We start from the raw sequence: 16,366 nt of genomic DNA, 5'->3' as shown, positions 1-16,366 counted from the left end.
TCTTCGCCTCCCAGACTGTCTTTATTTCCAGGAATCCAATTCCTTCTCGATCCGCTTCAGGACCGAATCGCTGTCGATCCCCAGCATTTCCCGAAGGACGGACACATTTCCGTGTTCCACATATGCATCCGGAAGTGCGATCTGGATCACCCGGATCTCCGGATAAAATTCATGAATATACTTTGTGACATACATGCCCATGCCGCCGCGGAGCACATTTTCCTCCATCGTGACGATGAGCTTATGATCTTTGCACAGATGATCGATCATATCTGTGTCGAGCGGCTTCACAAACCGCGCATTTACCAGGGTACATGCATGTCCTTTTGCCTTCAGTTTTTCCCGGACATGCTCTCCGGTGCTCACCATGCTTCCGAGAGCAAAAAGAGCAATGTCAGACTCCTCATAGAGCATCTCCGCCTTTCCGTACTCGATCGGCGCCCGGAACTCCTCCAGTCCGCGGTACGCCTGACCTCTCGGATAGCGGATCGCGAGCGGTGCGTTGAACTTCACGCCGAACTCCAGCATGTCCTGAAGCTCCCAGAGATTCTTCGGCGCCATGATGTTCATCCCCGGAACAAGACTCAGAAACGAGATATCAAAGATTCCCTGGTGGGTCTCCCCGTCGCTTCCCACAAGACCGGCCCGGTCGATCGCGAATAAGACCGGAAGGTTCTGGATACAGACGTCATGGAGCACCTGATCATAACCGCGCTGTAAAAACGAGGAATACACAGCGACAACCGGTTTCAGCCCGGCCGACGCCATACCAGCCGCGGACGTCACCTCATGTGCCTCCGCGATCCCCACGTCAAAGAACCGCTTCGGGAATTCCTTCGAAAACTTCGTGAGTCCCGTTCCGTCCGGCATTGCCGCCGTCAGCGCAACGAGCTTCTCGTTCTTCTTCGCAAGTTCACAGATCTTCTCAGAAAAGATATCGGTATAACTCGGGAATTCTTTTTTCTTAAGCGGCTTTCCGGTCTTGATATCGAACGGCTCCACACCGTGGAATCTCGCCGGATTTTCCTCCGCCGGCTTGTAACCTTTTCCCTTTTTCGTGATCACATGGACCAGGACTGCATGCTGGACCCGCTTTGCTTCCTTAAACACGCGGATCATCGCTTTCACATCATGTCCGTCAACAGGTCCAAGGTAGGTGATCCCCATATCCTCAAACAGCATTCCCGGGACGAGAAACTGCTTGATCCCGTTCTTTAACTGGTAAAGCCCATATGCCATCGGCTTTCCGATCACCGGGATCGAGGAAAGTCCCCGTTCCACCTTGAGTTTCAGCTCCGCATAACCTTCCTTCGTGCGGACACTGCTCAGATACCGTGACATACCGCCGACATTCTTAGAGATCGACATCGCGTTGTCGTTCAGCACGATGATAAAGTTCTTTTTGATCTGGGCAGCATTATTTAATGCCTCGTAGGCCATTCCGCCGGTCAGCGCGCCGTCTCCGATCACAGAGATCACCGAATATTCTTCGCCCGTGATCTCCCGTGCCTGGGCGATCCCAAGCCCTGCGGAAATCGAAGTGGAACTGTGTCCCGTGTCGAACGCATCGTACGGACTCTCTTTTCGCTTCGGGAACCCGCTCATCCCGCCGAACTGGCGCAGATCGTCGAATCCGGCCTTTCTTCCGCTTAAAAGCTTGTGCGTGTAAGCCTGATGTCCCACATCCCAGACGATCTTGTCCTTCGGCAGATCGAACGCCAGATGCAGCGCCATCGTAAGCTCCACAACGCCAAGGTTTGAGGCAAGATGACCTCCGGTCTTACTTATCTTTTCGATCAGGAACTGGCGGATCTCCCTCGCGAGCTCCGGATACTGGTCTTCTTTCAGTTTTTTGATGTCCGAAGACTGTTTTATATGATCAAGCAGCATGTTTCCAGACTACTCCCTTACATATTTTTCTTCCTTAGTTTTTCCTGTTTACGAGCATTTCAATAATGTCATACAGAAATTCATTCTTTCCCGGCAGACCGGCAAGTCTTCCCGCTGCCCGGTCGGAAATCTCTTTGACATCCTGTTTTGCCTTCTCAAGACCTTCCAGCGTCACATATGTGGTCTTCTGATTCTTCTCATCGCTTAAAACAGGCTTTCCAAGCTCTTCCTGGGTGCTCGTCACATCGAGGATGTCATCCTGGATCTGGAATGCAAGTCCAACCTCGGACGCCATTGTCTCGACTTCCCGGATCTCCTCATCGGATGCACCGGCAAGGACTGCGCCGATCATCATGGAGGCCTCTAAAAGAGCTCCTGTCTTTAAGCGGTAGATAAAATCAAGTTTCTCCCTCGGGACCGCCTTTCCGGTCAGCTCCACATCTACGGTCTGTCCACCGATCATACCGTAGATCCCGGTCTTCTCCGCAAGGATCCCGATCGCACGTCCGACCTTCGCAGGGTCCGCTCCCATCGTGAATGCCTTTGAAGCCACCTCAAACGCGTAGATCATCAGTGCATCGCCCGCGAGGACCGCCATATCATATCCGTACGCTTTCCAGGTCGTCAGCTTTCCGCGGCGGTACTCGTCATTATCCATACACGGAAGATCATCGTGGATCAGTGAGGACGTGTGGATCATCTCCATCGCCGCCATGAACGGCCCGATCTCCGGTCCGTTCCCGCCGAATAAACGGTATACTTCCCGCATCAGCAGCGGTCTCAAACGCTTTCCGCCCGCCTTCACGCTGTAATTCATCGCCTCAAAGATCGTCTTCTGGTGCCCGGTCTCCTCCGGAAGATAAGAATATACGACCGCCTCGGTCTCTGCGACCGCCTGTCTGAACTTTTCCTTAAAACTGTCCGTCATCTTTCGTTCCCTCCGCCTGATCTCCGCTCAAAACAAGGATCCTCTTCTCGATCATTTCGATCTTTTCATTGCAGCTCTTTACGAGCTTCATACCTTCTTCATAGTCCGCAAAAGCTTCTTCCAGGGATCCGTCTCCCTTTTCCAGCCTTCCGATGATCTTATCGATCGCCGCAAACGTCTCCTCTACATTCATCTTTTTTCTTGTCTCGTCATCCATAGTCTTTCCTCACTGCGACAGTTTTTCCTGTCCTGATGTCCTGATGTCATAGTTTTCCACGTTGTTCACGGTCGCTCCGATCCGTCCGTCTTTCACACGGACTGTGATCCGGCTTCCAGGTACTGCCTGTTCCACGGTCTCCAGACGCTTTCCGTCTCCGTCCGTGATAAATCCAAAACCATCGCTGATCTTCTTTAACGGGGAAAGTCCCCAGAGTCTGGCACTCTTCACCGCAAGATTTCTCTTGTCCGCGGCAAGTCGGTCCTTCATCTCTCTCTGAAGCAGCGTCTCAGCATTCTGAAGATCTCTTCTTGCCTCCTGCTGCCTCTGCGCGATCAGCCGGAGCAATGTATCCTCCGCATCTGCCAACCGCTTTTTCTTCTCATTTAACTGGCTCTTCGGATCATAAAACCGAAGCGTCAGCATATCCTGCCTCAGCCTGCTCTTCGTCCGGTCCAGACATGTCGCCATCTCCTTCATCAGACGCTGCTTTCTCGCGTTCAGATCCATCTGGAACTGGAAATAGTCAAACACCGCAAGCTCAGCCGCCGCCGATGGTGTTGGCGCCCGAAGATCCGCCGCATAGTCCGCGATCGTCACATCCGTCTCGTGACCGACCGCCGAGATCACAGGCGTATTGCACGCAAAGATCGCTCTCGCGACCTCCTCCTCGTTAAACGCCCACAGATCCTCGATCGAACCGCCGCCGCGCCCGACGATCAGGACGTCCAGTCCCATCGCATCGAGCGTCCGGATCCCCTTCACGATACTGTCCTTCGCCCCGTCTCCCTGAACCAGAGCCGGGTATAAGATCAGCTGGACATACGGATTTCTCCGGTGCGCGATGTTCATGATATCACGGATCGCCGCCCCCGTCGGAGCCGTCACGATCCCGACCGTCTTCGCAAACCGTGGGATCGGCCGCTTATACTGCGGGTCGAACATTCCCATCTCTTCCAGCTCTTTTAAGAGTTTTTCAAATCTCAGATACAGGTCCCCGCGCCCGGAAAGTTCGATTTCTGACGCGTAGAGCTGGTATTTTCCGTCGCGCTCGTAGACATCCACGGTTCCTTTTACGACAACCTGCTGTCCCTCGGCTAACTTGAAGTTGAGACCGCGTCGCTGGCTTGCGAACATGACAGCCTGAAGTGTTCCGCCTCCGTCTTTCAGCGTGAAATAGATATGTCCGGAACTGTGATACTTACAGTTGGAAACTTCCCCCTTCACCGACAGGCGGCGAAGAAGGAAGTCCTGTGCAAACATATTTTTGATGTATGAATTTACCTGTGTAACAGAGTAAACACCTGCCATCGTTTAATTGCCTTTCTGGATCAGTTTTGCAAGGATACCGTTTACAAACGCCGGAGCTTCATCTCCGCCGAATTTCTTTGCGAGTTCAACTGCTTCGTTGATGGCAACCTTCTCCGGGATCTCCTCGTCATATTTCATCTCAAACACAGCAAGACGTAAGATCGTAAGCTCGACTTTACCCATACGTCTTGTTCTCCAGCCTTCCGCGATCTCGTTGATCTTCTCATCGATCTCCGGGATCAGCTCCATGATCTTCTCAACACGCTTCTCAAGATAATACCGGTCCTCTTCTTTCTCAAACGGATCATGAAGGATCTCATCTTTTCCGTCTTCGCCGGTCACGTCCTCCTTCGGCGCTTCAAAATATCTCTCTAACTGCTCTTCCTTCTCATCTGCCGGGTAAAAATCCTGGCAGAACAGCATTTTAAAACAATGTTCTCTGGCTTCCCTTCTGGTCACTTTTCTACCTCCGTTTATCTGAACGGACCGACGGTCTTTTCCGACAGTCCGTGCTGCTCTGATTGTCACTCTCTCTGAACTGCTCTTTTGTGCCGCCATGTATCCCGAAAAACTGCCTTTTGCAGCTTCTGCAGATGTGAGCGCAGAACAGAGTACTCCTAATTTAGGATTATACATGAAAATGTATACTTTCACAAGTCCTTATGTGAGAGATGTTTTTTTTATCCTTATAATATGGTATACTCTTTCTGATCCCTTCAGAATTCCAAATTCCCCTCAGAAAGGAAAATAATACAATGGACAAAGTAAAATGTCTGCCGTTCATCATCCTGTGCATGCTATTATCAGGATGCGGCGCTGAGAAAAACACGATTTCAACAGAGGCTCCCACAGAAACAGCGATACAAACTTCTGAAATCGAATTAAAAACAGAGACAGAAGACAGTTCTAAAAATGCTACAGAAATAACGGCAGAAAGCAGCTCTGAATCTGAGACAAAATACATTACCATCGACCTGTCCACAGTCAAGGAGACACATCCCACCAGTGATGCCGCCGCTCCTTTTGATTTAAAGATCGTATCCGAAGAAGAAAACGGTATCGATTTTGCAAACGAATGGTACGACAGTAAAGGATTATCCCTCCCCATGACCGGCACCGACTGGAACAGCTTTTATGATGACAACTACCAGTACCTCTGGTCCGGCGAAGATCTTTATATTTTTGAGAACGGTACCGGAAACTGCCTGTATGTCTTAACCTATCCCACCGACAAATGGTACATCAACGGAAATAACGCCTGTCTAAGGGACGGAATCTTCTATGGAGCCAGCGTGACAAACGGCTATGCCCAACCGGATACCTGTTTCATGTTCGCCTATGATCTGGAAGATAATAAACTCCTCTGGCGAAGCGCTGACCAGACTTATAACTCCATGAACTTTATCTTAAAAGACAATGTCATCCTCTGCGGATACGGCTTCACCTCCGAGGACGACTACCTCTATCAGCTTGATCTTCACACCGGCGAAATTCTCTCCCGCCTGAAACTAAAAAAACAGCCTGACCTACTCGTGTATCAAGATCATATGCTTTACGTCCATACCTACAGCTATAACTACACCATCGAAATAGAATAAGTTTGCCAAAAAGGGCAGGATCCCCAGTCTTCTGGGGATTCTGCCCTCACGCAGTTATAATCTTTACTTTTCTTCCATGCTGACCCCGGCAATCTTAATATTCACATCAAGCACCGTAAGCCCCGTCATGTTCTCGATCGCACTCTTAACCTTCTCCTGCACCTTCTCGCAGACATCCGGAATACTATATCCATACTTCAGGTTCAGCGCCATATTCACACTCACATGTTCCTCTGTCACTTCCACCTTCACGCCCTTGGAAAGATTCTTCATTCCAAGCTTTCCAACCAGCTCATTTGTGATATTTCCAGCCATGGAATCCACGCCCTCGACCTCAGTTGCTGCCAGGCCGGCAATAATTGCCACGACTTCATCCGCAATCCGGACCTCTCCGATTTTGTCCTTCTCATAAACCTTATGACTGCTTCTCTCTGTTTCCGCTGCCACAATAATTACCTCCTGTATATCAAAGATACTGTTATTATACCATTTTCTCCCCCTGTTGCATAGCTCTTTTTCTCATCCTCTGCCATGTCCCCATCACTCCTCCGCATCCAGCAGCGTGATCACGATCCCGTCCGCCCCGATCTCCGTCTTTCTCTTCACGATATCCTCGATCTGCGCCCGCTCCTGGTCCGTGAGCGATGCCGCGTTCACAACAACGTCCGCCTTCCCGTCCGTAATGCTGACCACCGGGTCCACAAAGCCCTTCGCCTTGAGAAGCGTCTCCGCCGCATTCTCCTTCTCCGAAACCTCCGTCAGACCGATCAGGTTCTGGATCGCCGTCTGCTTCTCCTCCTCCGAGATCTGGTCACTGTTGATGATCTGCATCAACGTCTCCTTGTTCTTCGCCCGGATCTGCTCCCTTCCAAGCTGAACCCCCGCTATGTACTCAGAGATCCCCGTTCCGCCTGTGAGCACCGCCTCGCCCGGATTCTCGATCCCCGCTGCCGCGGTCTCCTCCCCTGCAGCCTCAGATCCAGAAACCTCCGCACTCTCCGGCACCGCAGCCACCTCATTTCCATCCGGAAGCTTCTCTTCGCCGTCTCCGTCCAGACTTGCGATCTCCGTGAGACTTCCATCATCCACTCCGCTCTTCGCCTGATTCTCCGCCAGAATGTCCGAATCGGAAATGTCCATCATCCCCGCCTCGTACACCTCTGCCCCCGCCACTTCCTTCTTCGACGAGTAATTCAGGTATCCCGCCGCCGCGATCATGACTGCCAGTGTCGTGATAATGATCTGATTCCTTCTGAAGATCCGTTTCATCGCAAAACTCCTTCTTTCCCATACTTTCATACTTCCATTCTATGATTCCACGCCTAAAATATGCAGTCCCGGCAGAATACCGATCTATTTTCCCGGCACCATACACTCATTCCGGACATCCGAAAGTTCCACAGCCGGATCCCGCCCCGGAGAATTTCTTCTCAGGATTCCCCTGCCGCCCGCTTCATCACCTTGATCTTGTTTGCCGGAAGCCCGAGGAGCGCCTCCATGGCCTCCGTGATCTCCGCCCGGATCACCGCGCTTCCTCCCCCGTCCGCGCTGATGATGATCCCTGAGAGTTCCGGCTTCACCTCCTTTTCCATCACCGGCGACTGGCTCTTCCCGTCAAGCACCGTGCTCTCCGACTGATCTTCCTCCCGTATGATCCTGGAACTCCCGGAATCCGCCCCGCTCTCCTCCGTCACCGAGGAGGTGCTGCTCTTATCCACATGCCAGACTCTCTCCTCCGAGGATTTTAAGACTACCATCACATCCGCCTCCCCGACGCCGTCCACACTCCTTAAAAGTTCCCGGATCCGCCGCTCCAGCTCCGCCTCGTAGGAAACACTCTCCGCCTTTGCTGCCGTCTCCGAACCGGCGCTGGGATCCGCCGCACTCTCATCCCCCACATCGGCCAGGACCTCCGCCGCACGATTATTCCACCCGGGATCCGTCTTTCCGCTGTCCGGAAGCGAGATCACAAACAAAAGCAGTCCGGAACAGAATAAAAAGAGCACTTTCTCCTTATTTCCTTTTAACATCGACCTCAATGTCCTGTTCTTCCACTCCATAATACGCTCCTATCTTTCTTCTCACCGAGGCGATCCCCGCCCCGGTCTGATCCTGCCTGCCCCTGACCACCAGCTTCACATAGCTGATATTCCCGGCTTCCGCCACATCGACCGAAACGCTCTCACATTCCAGCCCGTCATGCTCCGCCATCGACCGGATATCCGCCTCCGCCGCAGCTCGGTATCGCCCATAAAATTCCCTGATCCGGCGCTCATCTGCTGCCCCCAGCTCTTCCTTCAGCGTCCGGACATCATTCTCAAATGTGATCTTTTCAAAGATCCCCGCCATCGCCGTCTCCATCCCCGTGATCCGTAATACCGGTCCAAACGCCAGAAGGATCATGACCGCGCCAGCAAACAGCCGCAGATATTTCTCATATTTCGGATCCGGCAGAAGGTTCATGACCATCGTCACAAAGATCATGTAAAATACGATGTCACGCACCCAGTTTTCCACTGCTTTCATGCCGTTCACCTCACTTTTCCACCGCTGCTCACACCACTTCCAAAACATCCGTCTGATTTTTCAGACTTCCATACCCGCTCCGCATCTTCAAAACTGCATATTCTCATTTTGCTCATCCCGCATAATACACCGCGTTCGTCGAATAGCTGATCACCGCGATCGTCACGACGAACAGTGCCAGCGAGTACCCCACGATCTTCAGCAGCATCCCATGTCCGGCGGCATTCTGCGTTATACATGCCGTCAGCCGTTTGTCGCACACGGGCTGCATCACGGCTGCCGCCAGATAGTAAAGCACCATAAGGACTGTAAGCTTCACCATCGGAACTGCTGCCAGAAAAAGCAGGACTGCCACTGCCGCTGCTCCGGCTGTATTCTTGATCAGGACCGCCGATCCCAGAAGAAGATCAGAAACCACTCCGGCCCCTGCGCCAACCCCGGGGACTGCCTCGACCGCCCGCATGACCGCCGCGTTTTTCATGGCATCCGCCTGTGGAAGTACCAGCCCCTGGATCAGATGAAATCCCACAACGATCCCGAACATGGTCTTCACCGTCCACCCCACAACCTTTCCCAGAAGCTCCGTCATCACCGAGAACATCTCCTCCCGGAACAGATTTCCGACCAGGGAAATCACCATGTAAAGTTTCATGACCGGCAGAAGGAATCCGGAGACTACCGTCTGGATCACTCCGATGGCTCCGATCGTAAACCCGCAGACCGAGGCGGATGTCACCGCCCCGCCCGCCATCGTCACTGCAAGAAAGTAGGCCGGGAGCAGCACTTTCATGAATCCCAGGATCTCCCCCGTCGTCTCCTCCGCGATCCGGATGCTGGAAAAAAAGCCAGCCGCCAGAAAGGTCTGCACACAGATGCAGATCACATAAAATCCCGTCTCCGACAGCTGGCCGGAGCCAAAGATCCCAAAGAAACCGGAGCAGGCCGCCCCGCACAGGGACAGGATCAGGATCTCCGCGAGAAATGATGCGTTTGTCCTGATTTCCGAAAATAACGCGTAGGCGATCCGGTCTCTTCCATACAAAAAGATTTTCTCCATGTCCCCTGCCTGGATCATGTTCATCAGTTCCCCAAATGTCATTCCCGCCGTTTTCTGTTCCCCGATCCGGTCCAGATAATTCTCGATCTCTGAAAGATCAAGAGCCGTACTCCCCGCATCCTGTGTCCATACTTCCTGCCCGGGATCCCCCGGCTCCGCCGCAAATGCGGGAATTGTCCTAAAAAAGTTCCCCGCAAAAAGCCCCATGATCATGAGCATGAACCGGATCAGCACCGCAGATCCCCTACGTTTTCCCGATCTTTTCATTCCATAAACACCTTCAATGACTCCACGAGTGACAGAACAACCGGTGCGCTCACCGCCAGGATCGCGAGTTTTCCCACCATCTCCACCTGTGTCCCCACCGCCGAATATCCCGCATCCTTACAGATCCCAGACGTGAACTCCGCGATGTAAGCGATCCCCGCCATCCGGAGAAGTGTTGTCAAATACACATGCCGGATCTGGATCCCGTTTCCGATCTCCCGCAAAGTCTCGAGAAGGACTCCGAGCTTTGCAAGTCCCAGAAATCCGATCCCGATGGATGCCGCCAGAACGAGATAGACCGCGTACTCCGGCTTCAACGGCTTCAGCTGAGCCGCAAACAGGATCGCCGTAAGCCCCAAAAGCGCCGCCTGTACCACAGACATAGTCATTCCCCCTCACAGTGAAAACAGGTTTTTGATCGTCTCAAACAATTCATAGATATACGGTACGATCCAAAACAGGACCAGAATCAGACCCGCGAGACTCGTGAGAAATGCCTGGTCCTCCCGCCCGCTGTGCTTTAAAACCTGGCACATCACCGAAACCAGGATCCCCACCGCCGCGATCTTAAAGATCAGATTTACCCCCATGTTTCCCCTCCTTTACGCAAAGAGCACCAGAATGAAAAGTCCCGCTGCCATTCCAAGCGACCGGTAAAGCTTCGTCCGGCTCTCCGTCTCCTTTTTCAGGAAAGCAAGCGAGTCATCCGCCTGTTCCAGATAGAAAAGGATCGTCCGCTCCTGGGTCGTTTTGTCCGCATATCCGAGATTTTCCCCCAGCGACCGGAGTGCCTGAAGATCCTCGTTTCTCATCGGCAGATCCTCCGGAAGTCTGTCCAGCTCCTCTTTCCATATCTCAGAAAATGATTTTCCGCGTTCTTCCTCCATCCGTTTTTCCACTCTCAGGAAAAAAAGCCCTGCTTCCGCTTCCATCCCGCTTTTCTCGTCCGCAAATCGTGTTCCGACTTCCTTCAGAGCCTCCGGAAGCGTCTCATTCGAGTAGAGGATCCGGCTCTTCAGATAGACCATCATCTGACGGAAGAGCAGCAAGATCTTCACCCGCGCTTCCCACTCCCCCGCCATCAGAAAACCGCCCGCCACCACCGCTGCCGCCATGCATAAAAGTCCCACATATTTCATATCTTTTCATTCTCCCATTTTCCGGTCATCCTCAGCTGAGATCGGTAACTGAATGCTGCCGCTGCATACCTGTCTTCACAGGTGCTTTTCTCTCTGCATTGACATACAGATTCATCATAGATCTCCGCCACAGTTCCAGGTGTCGGTACCCCAGTGAGGACCACATATCGGGAAAATATCTTTTCGCCCACGATGTCTCTCCACGCCGGACGTTTCATGATGTCCTCCATGTCCGCTCCATGGACCGTGGCGAGGATCCGGCACCCGCATTTCATCGCGTATTTCATCGCCCGGATCTCCTCCTCCCCGCCCGCTTCGTCGACCGCCAGTACCTGCGGTGCCATGGAGCGCAGCATCATGAGCATGCCCACGGCTTTCGGACAGCCGTCCATCACATCCGTCCGGGGACCGAGGTCACACTGCGGGACCCCGCCAAAACAGGCTGCGATCTCCGAACGCTCGTCCACCACGGACACGTTTTTCCCGGATCCCCATGATCCCCCGCTGGAAAGTTCCCGGATCAGATCACGCAAAAGGGTAGTCTTTCCGGCTCCCGGCGGGGAGATCACCAGCGTATCAAGAAACTCTTCCCCTGACAGAAGATGCGGCAGCACGGATTTCGCGCATCCTTTTATCTCGTGGGCGATGCGGATGTTTAAGGATGAGATATCCCGGACTGTTTTTACATGTCCGGACTCCACCACTGCTTTTCCCGTGATCCCGATCCGATGTCCGCCGCGGATCGTGAGAAATCCCTGGCTGATCTCCCGCTCGTAGGCATAGAGGGAATGTCTTGCAAAGATTTCCATGAGAGCTCGGATCAGCTCGGAATCCGCCATGCTCCCATTCTCGATTCCTGAATTTTCTTTCTCATCTTCTATCCGCAGTAATTCTGGATTTCCTCTTTTTTCATCAAAATTCAGGATTTTTTCCCCCTCCGAATCCAGAACGAACACCGGCTTTCCAATCCGTATCCTGATTTCCCGTATTGGTTCTTTCTCCGTGATCACCTGCTCCAGAAATCTCTGGACCATTTCAGCCTTCAATCCGCCATCCTCCCTTCCATTCTGTGATACATCATATGAGACAAGTCCGGAAATATGACTTGGTCGATCTTGTTCTGAAAGTCCGCAATTTGGGGAAGGAAATTGCGTTTTGCTCTAAAAGTCCGCAGTTTTGGGGAGAAAATTACTGTCTTCTGATAAAAAAAGCAGATCTACCGGTCAGAAGTATTTCCAACCAGGCAGATCTGCCTTTTTACAATTAACATCCTGTTCTTTCTTAATCTCCGTATACACGAATGATCCCGGAAACCTCCCGCAATACAGACATTCCTTTCACGATCATCAGCGCATCGTTGAAATGTCTCTCCAGCACGGAATCCGTGATCACAACGAGCTCCGCAACTCCGTCTCTCGCACGTTTCTGTACGACCTGGGCGATGCTTACATCGTTGTTTCCGAGAACTCCCGCGATATTCGCCAGAGCGCCCGGCTTGTTCGCAACCTGAAGGCGGAGGAAATATCTCGATCTCGTCTCCTCGATCGGTTTTACCGGATAATTCTTATATGCAACGCCGCCATTCCATCCACAGTTGTCATGGACGATATTTCTCATGACAATGATGATATCACCCATGACAGCGCTGGCCGTCGGCATCTTTCCTGCACCGCGTCCCATGAACATCGCGTCATCGCAGGCCTCACCATGGACAAACACTGCGTTGAACGAATCGCGGACTGTCGCGAGCGGATGCTGCTCCGGGATCAGCATCGGGTGAACCTTGACCTCGATCTCATTGTTCACCAGCTTTGTGACACCGAGAAGTTTGATCACATAGCCGAATTCCTTTGCATAGCGGATGTCATCGGAGGTGATCTTTGTGATCCCTTCCATGTAGACATCTTTGAATGTCACCTTGGAGTTGAATGCCAGGGAGGACATGATCGCGATCTTTCGGCCCGCATCGTAACCTTCCACATCAGCCGTCGGATCCGCCTCCGCGTAGCCAAGTTCCGTCGCCTTCGTGAGCGCTTCCTGATAATCCATTCCCTCTTCCGACATTTTCGTCAGAATGTAGTTCGTGGTCCCGTTGACGATTCCCATGATCTCCGTCAGCATACTTCCTGCAAGACTCTGCTTTAACGGCCGGATGATCGGGATCGCACCGGCAACGGCAGCCTCAAACTGGATATCGCATCCATTATTTTCCGCAAGTGTCAGGATCTCCTGTCCGTACTCCGCGAGCACATCCTTGTTTGCCGTGACAACCTGCTTTCCTGTCTCAAGCGCCTCCACGATATAAGTTCTCGCCGGCTCCACGCCGCCCATCAGTTCGATGACCAGCTGGATTTCATCATCTTCCAGGATTTCCTTCCAGTTGTCCGTCAGGACCTCCTTCGGGATTCCCGGGCGCTCTTTTTTTGTGTTCCTCACCAGGACCTTCTTGATCTCCAGATTAGCTCCCGTTTTCTGAAACATCTCATCCTTTAACATCTCAGAGAGCGCATACACTCCGCTTCCAACCGTTCCGGCACCGAGGAGCGCCGCTTTGATCACCTTTTTCTCTCCCATGGTATTTTTCTCCTTTATCCCGGTCTTCCTTTCCCTGACCAGCGATCAGAAAAGTCTCCGGTTTTCTTTCCACATCTTTCTCCGGTCCGGATACAGGATCCGGTATCGACAGCGTTTCTGTTTCGCTTCCGCTTCATGACCGCGCAGCGTGGACATTTGTCTTTATCGCAGTGCCGTAATTATACTACAACGTGCTAAAAAAAGCAAGAAAAAAAGCGCATCACAGTTTCCTGCCCTGCAATGCACTCGCTTTGTTACTTTTCACGGGTAGGAATTTTCTGAACTGAAAATTCCGTATGATACAGTTTTGGTCGCGGATTTTGCCGATTCGGAATGCGGAGCATCGGCAAAATCCTGTTACAGTGCGCGGGCATGGAGAGCCCGTGTACTGTAACCTCGCTTCGTTACTTTTCACGCCCACAGTTCGCTCTCTTTATCATGTATCCACCGGCACATGATCCCAGTCCGCCTTTTCCCCGACCCCCACGAGCCAGTTCAAAGCTTTATGGCGCTCAAAGACCACGCCGCCGTCCATCCCTGCCGGCGTCGGAAGATCCCGCATCCGCGTATCGGTGCAGGCCCAGTCCAGGCAGAAGATCATGTCACAGGCATCGAGAAGCTCCTTCGGAGATCTCGGTTTTGCCGCATCCAGGATCTCCCGCATTGAATGGAACGATGTCAGGATCCGCGCAGCTTCCGCCACGTCACAGAAATGATCCGGGAAATCAAGCGGTCCCTCGATCAGCCCCAGCGCCCACTCCATCACATGCAGATTTTCGTACTGCCAGGAGTAAGAGATCTTCTCCGATTCCTTCGGCTCCTCATCATGCAGATATTTCCATTCTTTCGGCGAGAAAAAGTCCTCCGCACCGAACTCACGGATCCTTTTTCCGATAAATTCAAGCGCCTCTTTCTGGTCCATCTTCGCAGCAAGCATCGCTTCGGAGAATGCCGCCACGAGAAGAAGTGCTACCGCACGGGCCGCGATCTCATAAGGTGTCCGGCAGTCCGCCTCCGCCTCTGTTTCCAGAAGTGGATAAAATACCGGAACATACACTCCATGAGCCTCAAATTCCCTGCGGTTTCCCTCTCTCCTGTTCAACTGCTCTGCCTCGATATCATTTCCCGGGACATATCCAACCGACTTGTAGGGCAGAAACCGTTCCATCTCACTGTTTCCGTTTCCATCCAGGATCAGCTTCTCCATCCCGGATGCGTCCAGACAGTAAAATCCTCTCTTTTCACCCCGGAACGCCATGACAGCCCGAAGAGTAGAAAGAACGCCGAACAGCGTCTGCTCCATATTTCTCTTTGCAGACTCCTCTTCCTCTGTCAGGAATTCGGACTCCTCCCCCTCAAATGTATAATCCACCGAAACGATGCTCTCGGTTCCCTCCAACTGATAAAGAAGATTCGTCTTCACATCCACCGCGGCAGTCTCAACTCTGGAAAAATGCCCACGCGACCGGTCTGACCAGCCACGGACAAGCTCCTGTTCTTCGCCGCCCGCACTCTCACAATATACCCGGATCGTCACGTCCAGATCCCCGTTATGAAGTTTCAGGTCCGCATCATGAACACTGCCCGGAACGTCAAATGCGTCCCGCAGGCATTTCATGATCCGCTCCGGTGAAGGTTCCTTACAGAAAAGAAGGATCTTCCCTGCGTTCTGTTCCTCTGTCACTCGTTTTTGCCTCCTTGTTTCAATCCGCAATCACTGCTGTCTCATGCGGAATTTTCGGTTCGGAATATCCTCCCCGTGAAAAGTAACAAATACACGCTATTTATGGTAAGGTTCTCCCTGAATGATCCGGTAACTCCGGTAGATCTGCTCCAGAAGAATGACCCGCATGAGCTGGTGCGGGAATGTCATCTTTGAAAAGCTCAGCTTGTAATCGGCCCGTACCAGGACCTGGTTTGAAAGACCCAACGATCCGCCGATGATAAACACGATCTGACTGATCCCGGACACACCCCATTTTTCTATTTTTGCCGCAAGCTCCTCAGAATCCAGCATATTTCCATTGATCGCGAGAGCAACGACAAAACTTCCGTCCTTGATATTGGAAAGGATCCGTTCTCCTTCTTTTTCTTTGATCTGCGTCTCCACTGCCTCGCTGGCACCGTCCGGCGTCTTCTCATCCGCAACCTGGATGATCTCCAGCTTGCAGTACCGGCTCAAGCGTTTGGAATATTCCGCAATCGCATCCTGGAAGAATTTTTCCTTGATCTTTCCGACCGTGATCAGTGTGATCTTCATGATTCCTGCGCTCCGAATTCCAGGATCATGTCATACCAGACTGCCCCGCCGTGGACAGACTCGGACACGCCCATATTTTTATATCCGAATTTCGCATAATAGTGGATCAGGCGGTCCTTGCATGTGAGGATCAGACCTTTTCTTCCCTTATTTTTCGCATCCCCGATCATGTGGTTCATGAGATCTGCCGCGATCCCCTGACGCTGGTAATCCGGGAGCACGTCCAGACCGAAGATGGACTGGTATGCTCCATCCGTCTTGTGGCAGGCGGAATTTTCGTACATCTCGTCACAGATCGTTTTAGAATCCGTGGCACAGCCGTTGATGAAGCCGATGATCTTTCCCTCTGATTCCGCAACGAAAAAGCATTCCGGGAATGCCGCAATACGGGCTTTAAAAGATTCTCCGGTCGCTGCCTCCGCGGCAGGAAAGCAGATCGCCTCCACCTCGGTGACTGCCGCAAGGTCCGACGGACGGACCGGGCGAATTGTGTATGTCATAGATGTTTTTCTCCTTTTTGATACAACTTAAATTTGTTGGCTGGGCCGCATAATTTTCGTGCAAGCACAACACTTTTTTGCTGGCTAGTCCGCAGTGGG

General features: G+C 52.4%; 19 protein-coding genes. 1 reads left to right on the top strand and 18 read right to left on the bottom strand.

The window, feature by feature from the left end:
• Positions 1–21: 21 nt before the first annotated feature.
• The 5 genes from dxs to nusB are packed head-to-tail and all read right to left on the bottom strand — an operon-like array spanning position 22 to position 4,805.
• Positions 22–1,890, bottom strand: a complete 1,869-nt coding sequence (gene dxs / locus GPK90_RS13800) for a 1-deoxy-D-xylulose-5-phosphate synthase (protein WP_118530511.1) — start codon at positions 1,888–1,890, stop codon at positions 22–24.
• Between the two features lie 34 nt (positions 1,891–1,924).
• The gene (locus GPK90_RS13795) at positions 1,925–2,818 is read right to left on the bottom strand and encodes a polyprenyl synthetase family protein (protein WP_118298727.1); all 894 of its coding nucleotides are present in this window, start codon (positions 2,816–2,818) and stop codon (positions 1,925–1,927) included.
• Positions 2,802–3,035, bottom strand: coding sequence for an exodeoxyribonuclease VII small subunit (gene xseB, locus GPK90_RS13790; RefSeq protein WP_118298728.1), 234 nt, complete (start codon positions 3,033–3,035; stop codon positions 2,802–2,804). The genes GPK90_RS13795 and xseB overlap by 17 nt, the downstream gene beginning before the upstream one ends.
• A gap of 9 nt (positions 3,036–3,044) precedes the next feature.
• A complete protein-coding gene (xseA, locus tag GPK90_RS13785) occupies positions 3,045–4,346 on the bottom strand; it encodes an exodeoxyribonuclease VII large subunit (protein ID WP_215703242.1) in 1,302 nt (433 codons plus the stop codon).
• 3 nt (positions 4,347–4,349) lie between these two features.
• Positions 4,350–4,805: a transcription antitermination factor NusB gene (nusB, locus tag GPK90_RS13780; RefSeq protein WP_215703241.1), complete on the bottom strand. Its 456-nt coding sequence runs from the start codon at positions 4,803–4,805 to the stop codon at positions 4,350–4,352.
• 296 nt (positions 4,806–5,101) lie between these two features.
• Here nusB and GPK90_RS13775 point away from each other — a divergent pair, with 296 nt between their 5' ends.
• The gene (locus tag GPK90_RS13775; RefSeq protein WP_215703240.1) at positions 5,102–5,944 is read left to right on the top strand and encodes a hypothetical protein; all 843 of its coding nucleotides are present in this window, start codon (positions 5,102–5,104) and stop codon (positions 5,942–5,944) included.
• A 63-nt stretch (positions 5,945–6,007) separates the two neighbouring features.
• Here the strand turns inward: GPK90_RS13775 and GPK90_RS13770 are convergent, their stop codons facing one another.
• The 13 genes from GPK90_RS13770 to GPK90_RS13710 form a co-directional block, all read right to left on the bottom strand.
• Complete coding sequence (locus GPK90_RS13770; protein WP_142412262.1) at positions 6,008–6,391, bottom strand: Asp23/Gls24 family envelope stress response protein; 384 nt, start codon at positions 6,389–6,391, stop codon at positions 6,008–6,010.
• Positions 6,392–6,484: 93 nt separating this feature from the next.
• Entirely contained in the window at positions 6,485–7,213 is a 729-nt protein-coding gene (locus GPK90_RS13765) for a SpoIIIAH-like family protein (RefSeq protein WP_215703239.1), read from the bottom strand.
• A gap of 161 nt (positions 7,214–7,374) precedes the next feature.
• Positions 7,375–7,974, bottom strand: a complete 600-nt coding sequence (locus GPK90_RS13760) for a stage III sporulation protein AG (RefSeq protein ID WP_243022258.1) — start codon at positions 7,972–7,974, stop codon at positions 7,375–7,377.
• Positions 7,958–8,470 carry a stage III sporulation protein AF gene (locus tag GPK90_RS13755; protein ID WP_182426769.1) on the bottom strand — a complete coding sequence of 171 codons (513 nt, stop codon included), beginning with the start codon at positions 8,468–8,470 and terminating at the stop codon, positions 7,958–7,960. Before GPK90_RS13755 ends, GPK90_RS13760 begins: the two co-directional genes overlap by 17 nt.
• Positions 8,471–8,582: 112 nt before the next feature.
• Complete coding sequence (locus tag GPK90_RS13750) at positions 8,583–9,794, bottom strand: stage III sporulation protein AE (RefSeq protein WP_215703238.1); 1,212 nt, start codon at positions 9,792–9,794, stop codon at positions 8,583–8,585.
• Positions 9,791–10,177: a SpoIIIAC/SpoIIIAD family protein gene (locus GPK90_RS13745; protein WP_215703237.1), complete on the bottom strand. Its 387-nt coding sequence runs from the start codon at positions 10,175–10,177 to the stop codon at positions 9,791–9,793. The genes GPK90_RS13750 and GPK90_RS13745 overlap by 4 nt, the downstream gene beginning before the upstream one ends.
• A 12-nt stretch (positions 10,178–10,189) precedes the next feature.
• Complete coding sequence (gene spoIIIAC / locus GPK90_RS13740; RefSeq protein ID WP_118298737.1) at positions 10,190–10,384, bottom strand: stage III sporulation protein AC; 195 nt, start codon at positions 10,382–10,384, stop codon at positions 10,190–10,192.
• A gap of 12 nt (positions 10,385–10,396) precedes the next feature.
• Positions 10,397–10,933, bottom strand: coding sequence for a stage III sporulation protein AB (locus GPK90_RS13735; RefSeq protein WP_142412268.1), 537 nt, complete (start codon positions 10,931–10,933; stop codon positions 10,397–10,399).
• A complete protein-coding gene (spoIIIAA, locus tag GPK90_RS13730) occupies positions 10,930–11,979 on the bottom strand; it encodes a stage III sporulation protein AA (protein ID WP_252197485.1) in 1,050 nt (349 codons plus the stop codon). Before spoIIIAA ends, GPK90_RS13735 begins: the two co-directional genes overlap by 4 nt.
• Before the next feature lie 235 nt (positions 11,980–12,214).
• Complete coding sequence (locus GPK90_RS13725) at positions 12,215–13,507, bottom strand: homoserine dehydrogenase (protein ID WP_215703236.1); 1,293 nt, start codon at positions 13,505–13,507, stop codon at positions 12,215–12,217.
• Positions 13,508–13,943: 436 nt separating this feature from the next.
• Positions 13,944–15,191, bottom strand: a complete 1,248-nt coding sequence (locus GPK90_RS19635; protein ID WP_118530476.1) for a DUF4272 domain-containing protein — start codon at positions 15,189–15,191, stop codon at positions 13,944–13,946.
• 96 nt (positions 15,192–15,287) lie between these two features.
• Positions 15,288–15,767, bottom strand: coding sequence for a 23S rRNA (pseudouridine(1915)-N(3))-methyltransferase RlmH (rlmH, locus tag GPK90_RS13715; protein ID WP_118298741.1), 480 nt, complete (start codon positions 15,765–15,767; stop codon positions 15,288–15,290).
• Positions 15,764–16,267 carry a GNAT family N-acetyltransferase gene (locus tag GPK90_RS13710; RefSeq protein ID WP_118298742.1) on the bottom strand — a complete coding sequence of 168 codons (504 nt, stop codon included), beginning with the start codon at positions 16,265–16,267 and terminating at the stop codon, positions 15,764–15,766. Before GPK90_RS13710 ends, rlmH begins: the two co-directional genes overlap by 4 nt.
• Between the last annotated feature and the right edge of the window lie 99 nt (positions 16,268–16,366).

Source organism: Clostridium sp. MCC344 (assembly GCF_018785365.1).
Lineage (GTDB): Bacteria > Bacillota > Clostridia > Lachnospirales > Lachnospiraceae > Pilosibacter.
The sequence above is the reverse complement of the archived record's forward strand: the minus strand, read 5'-3'. Positions and strand labels throughout refer to the sequence as shown.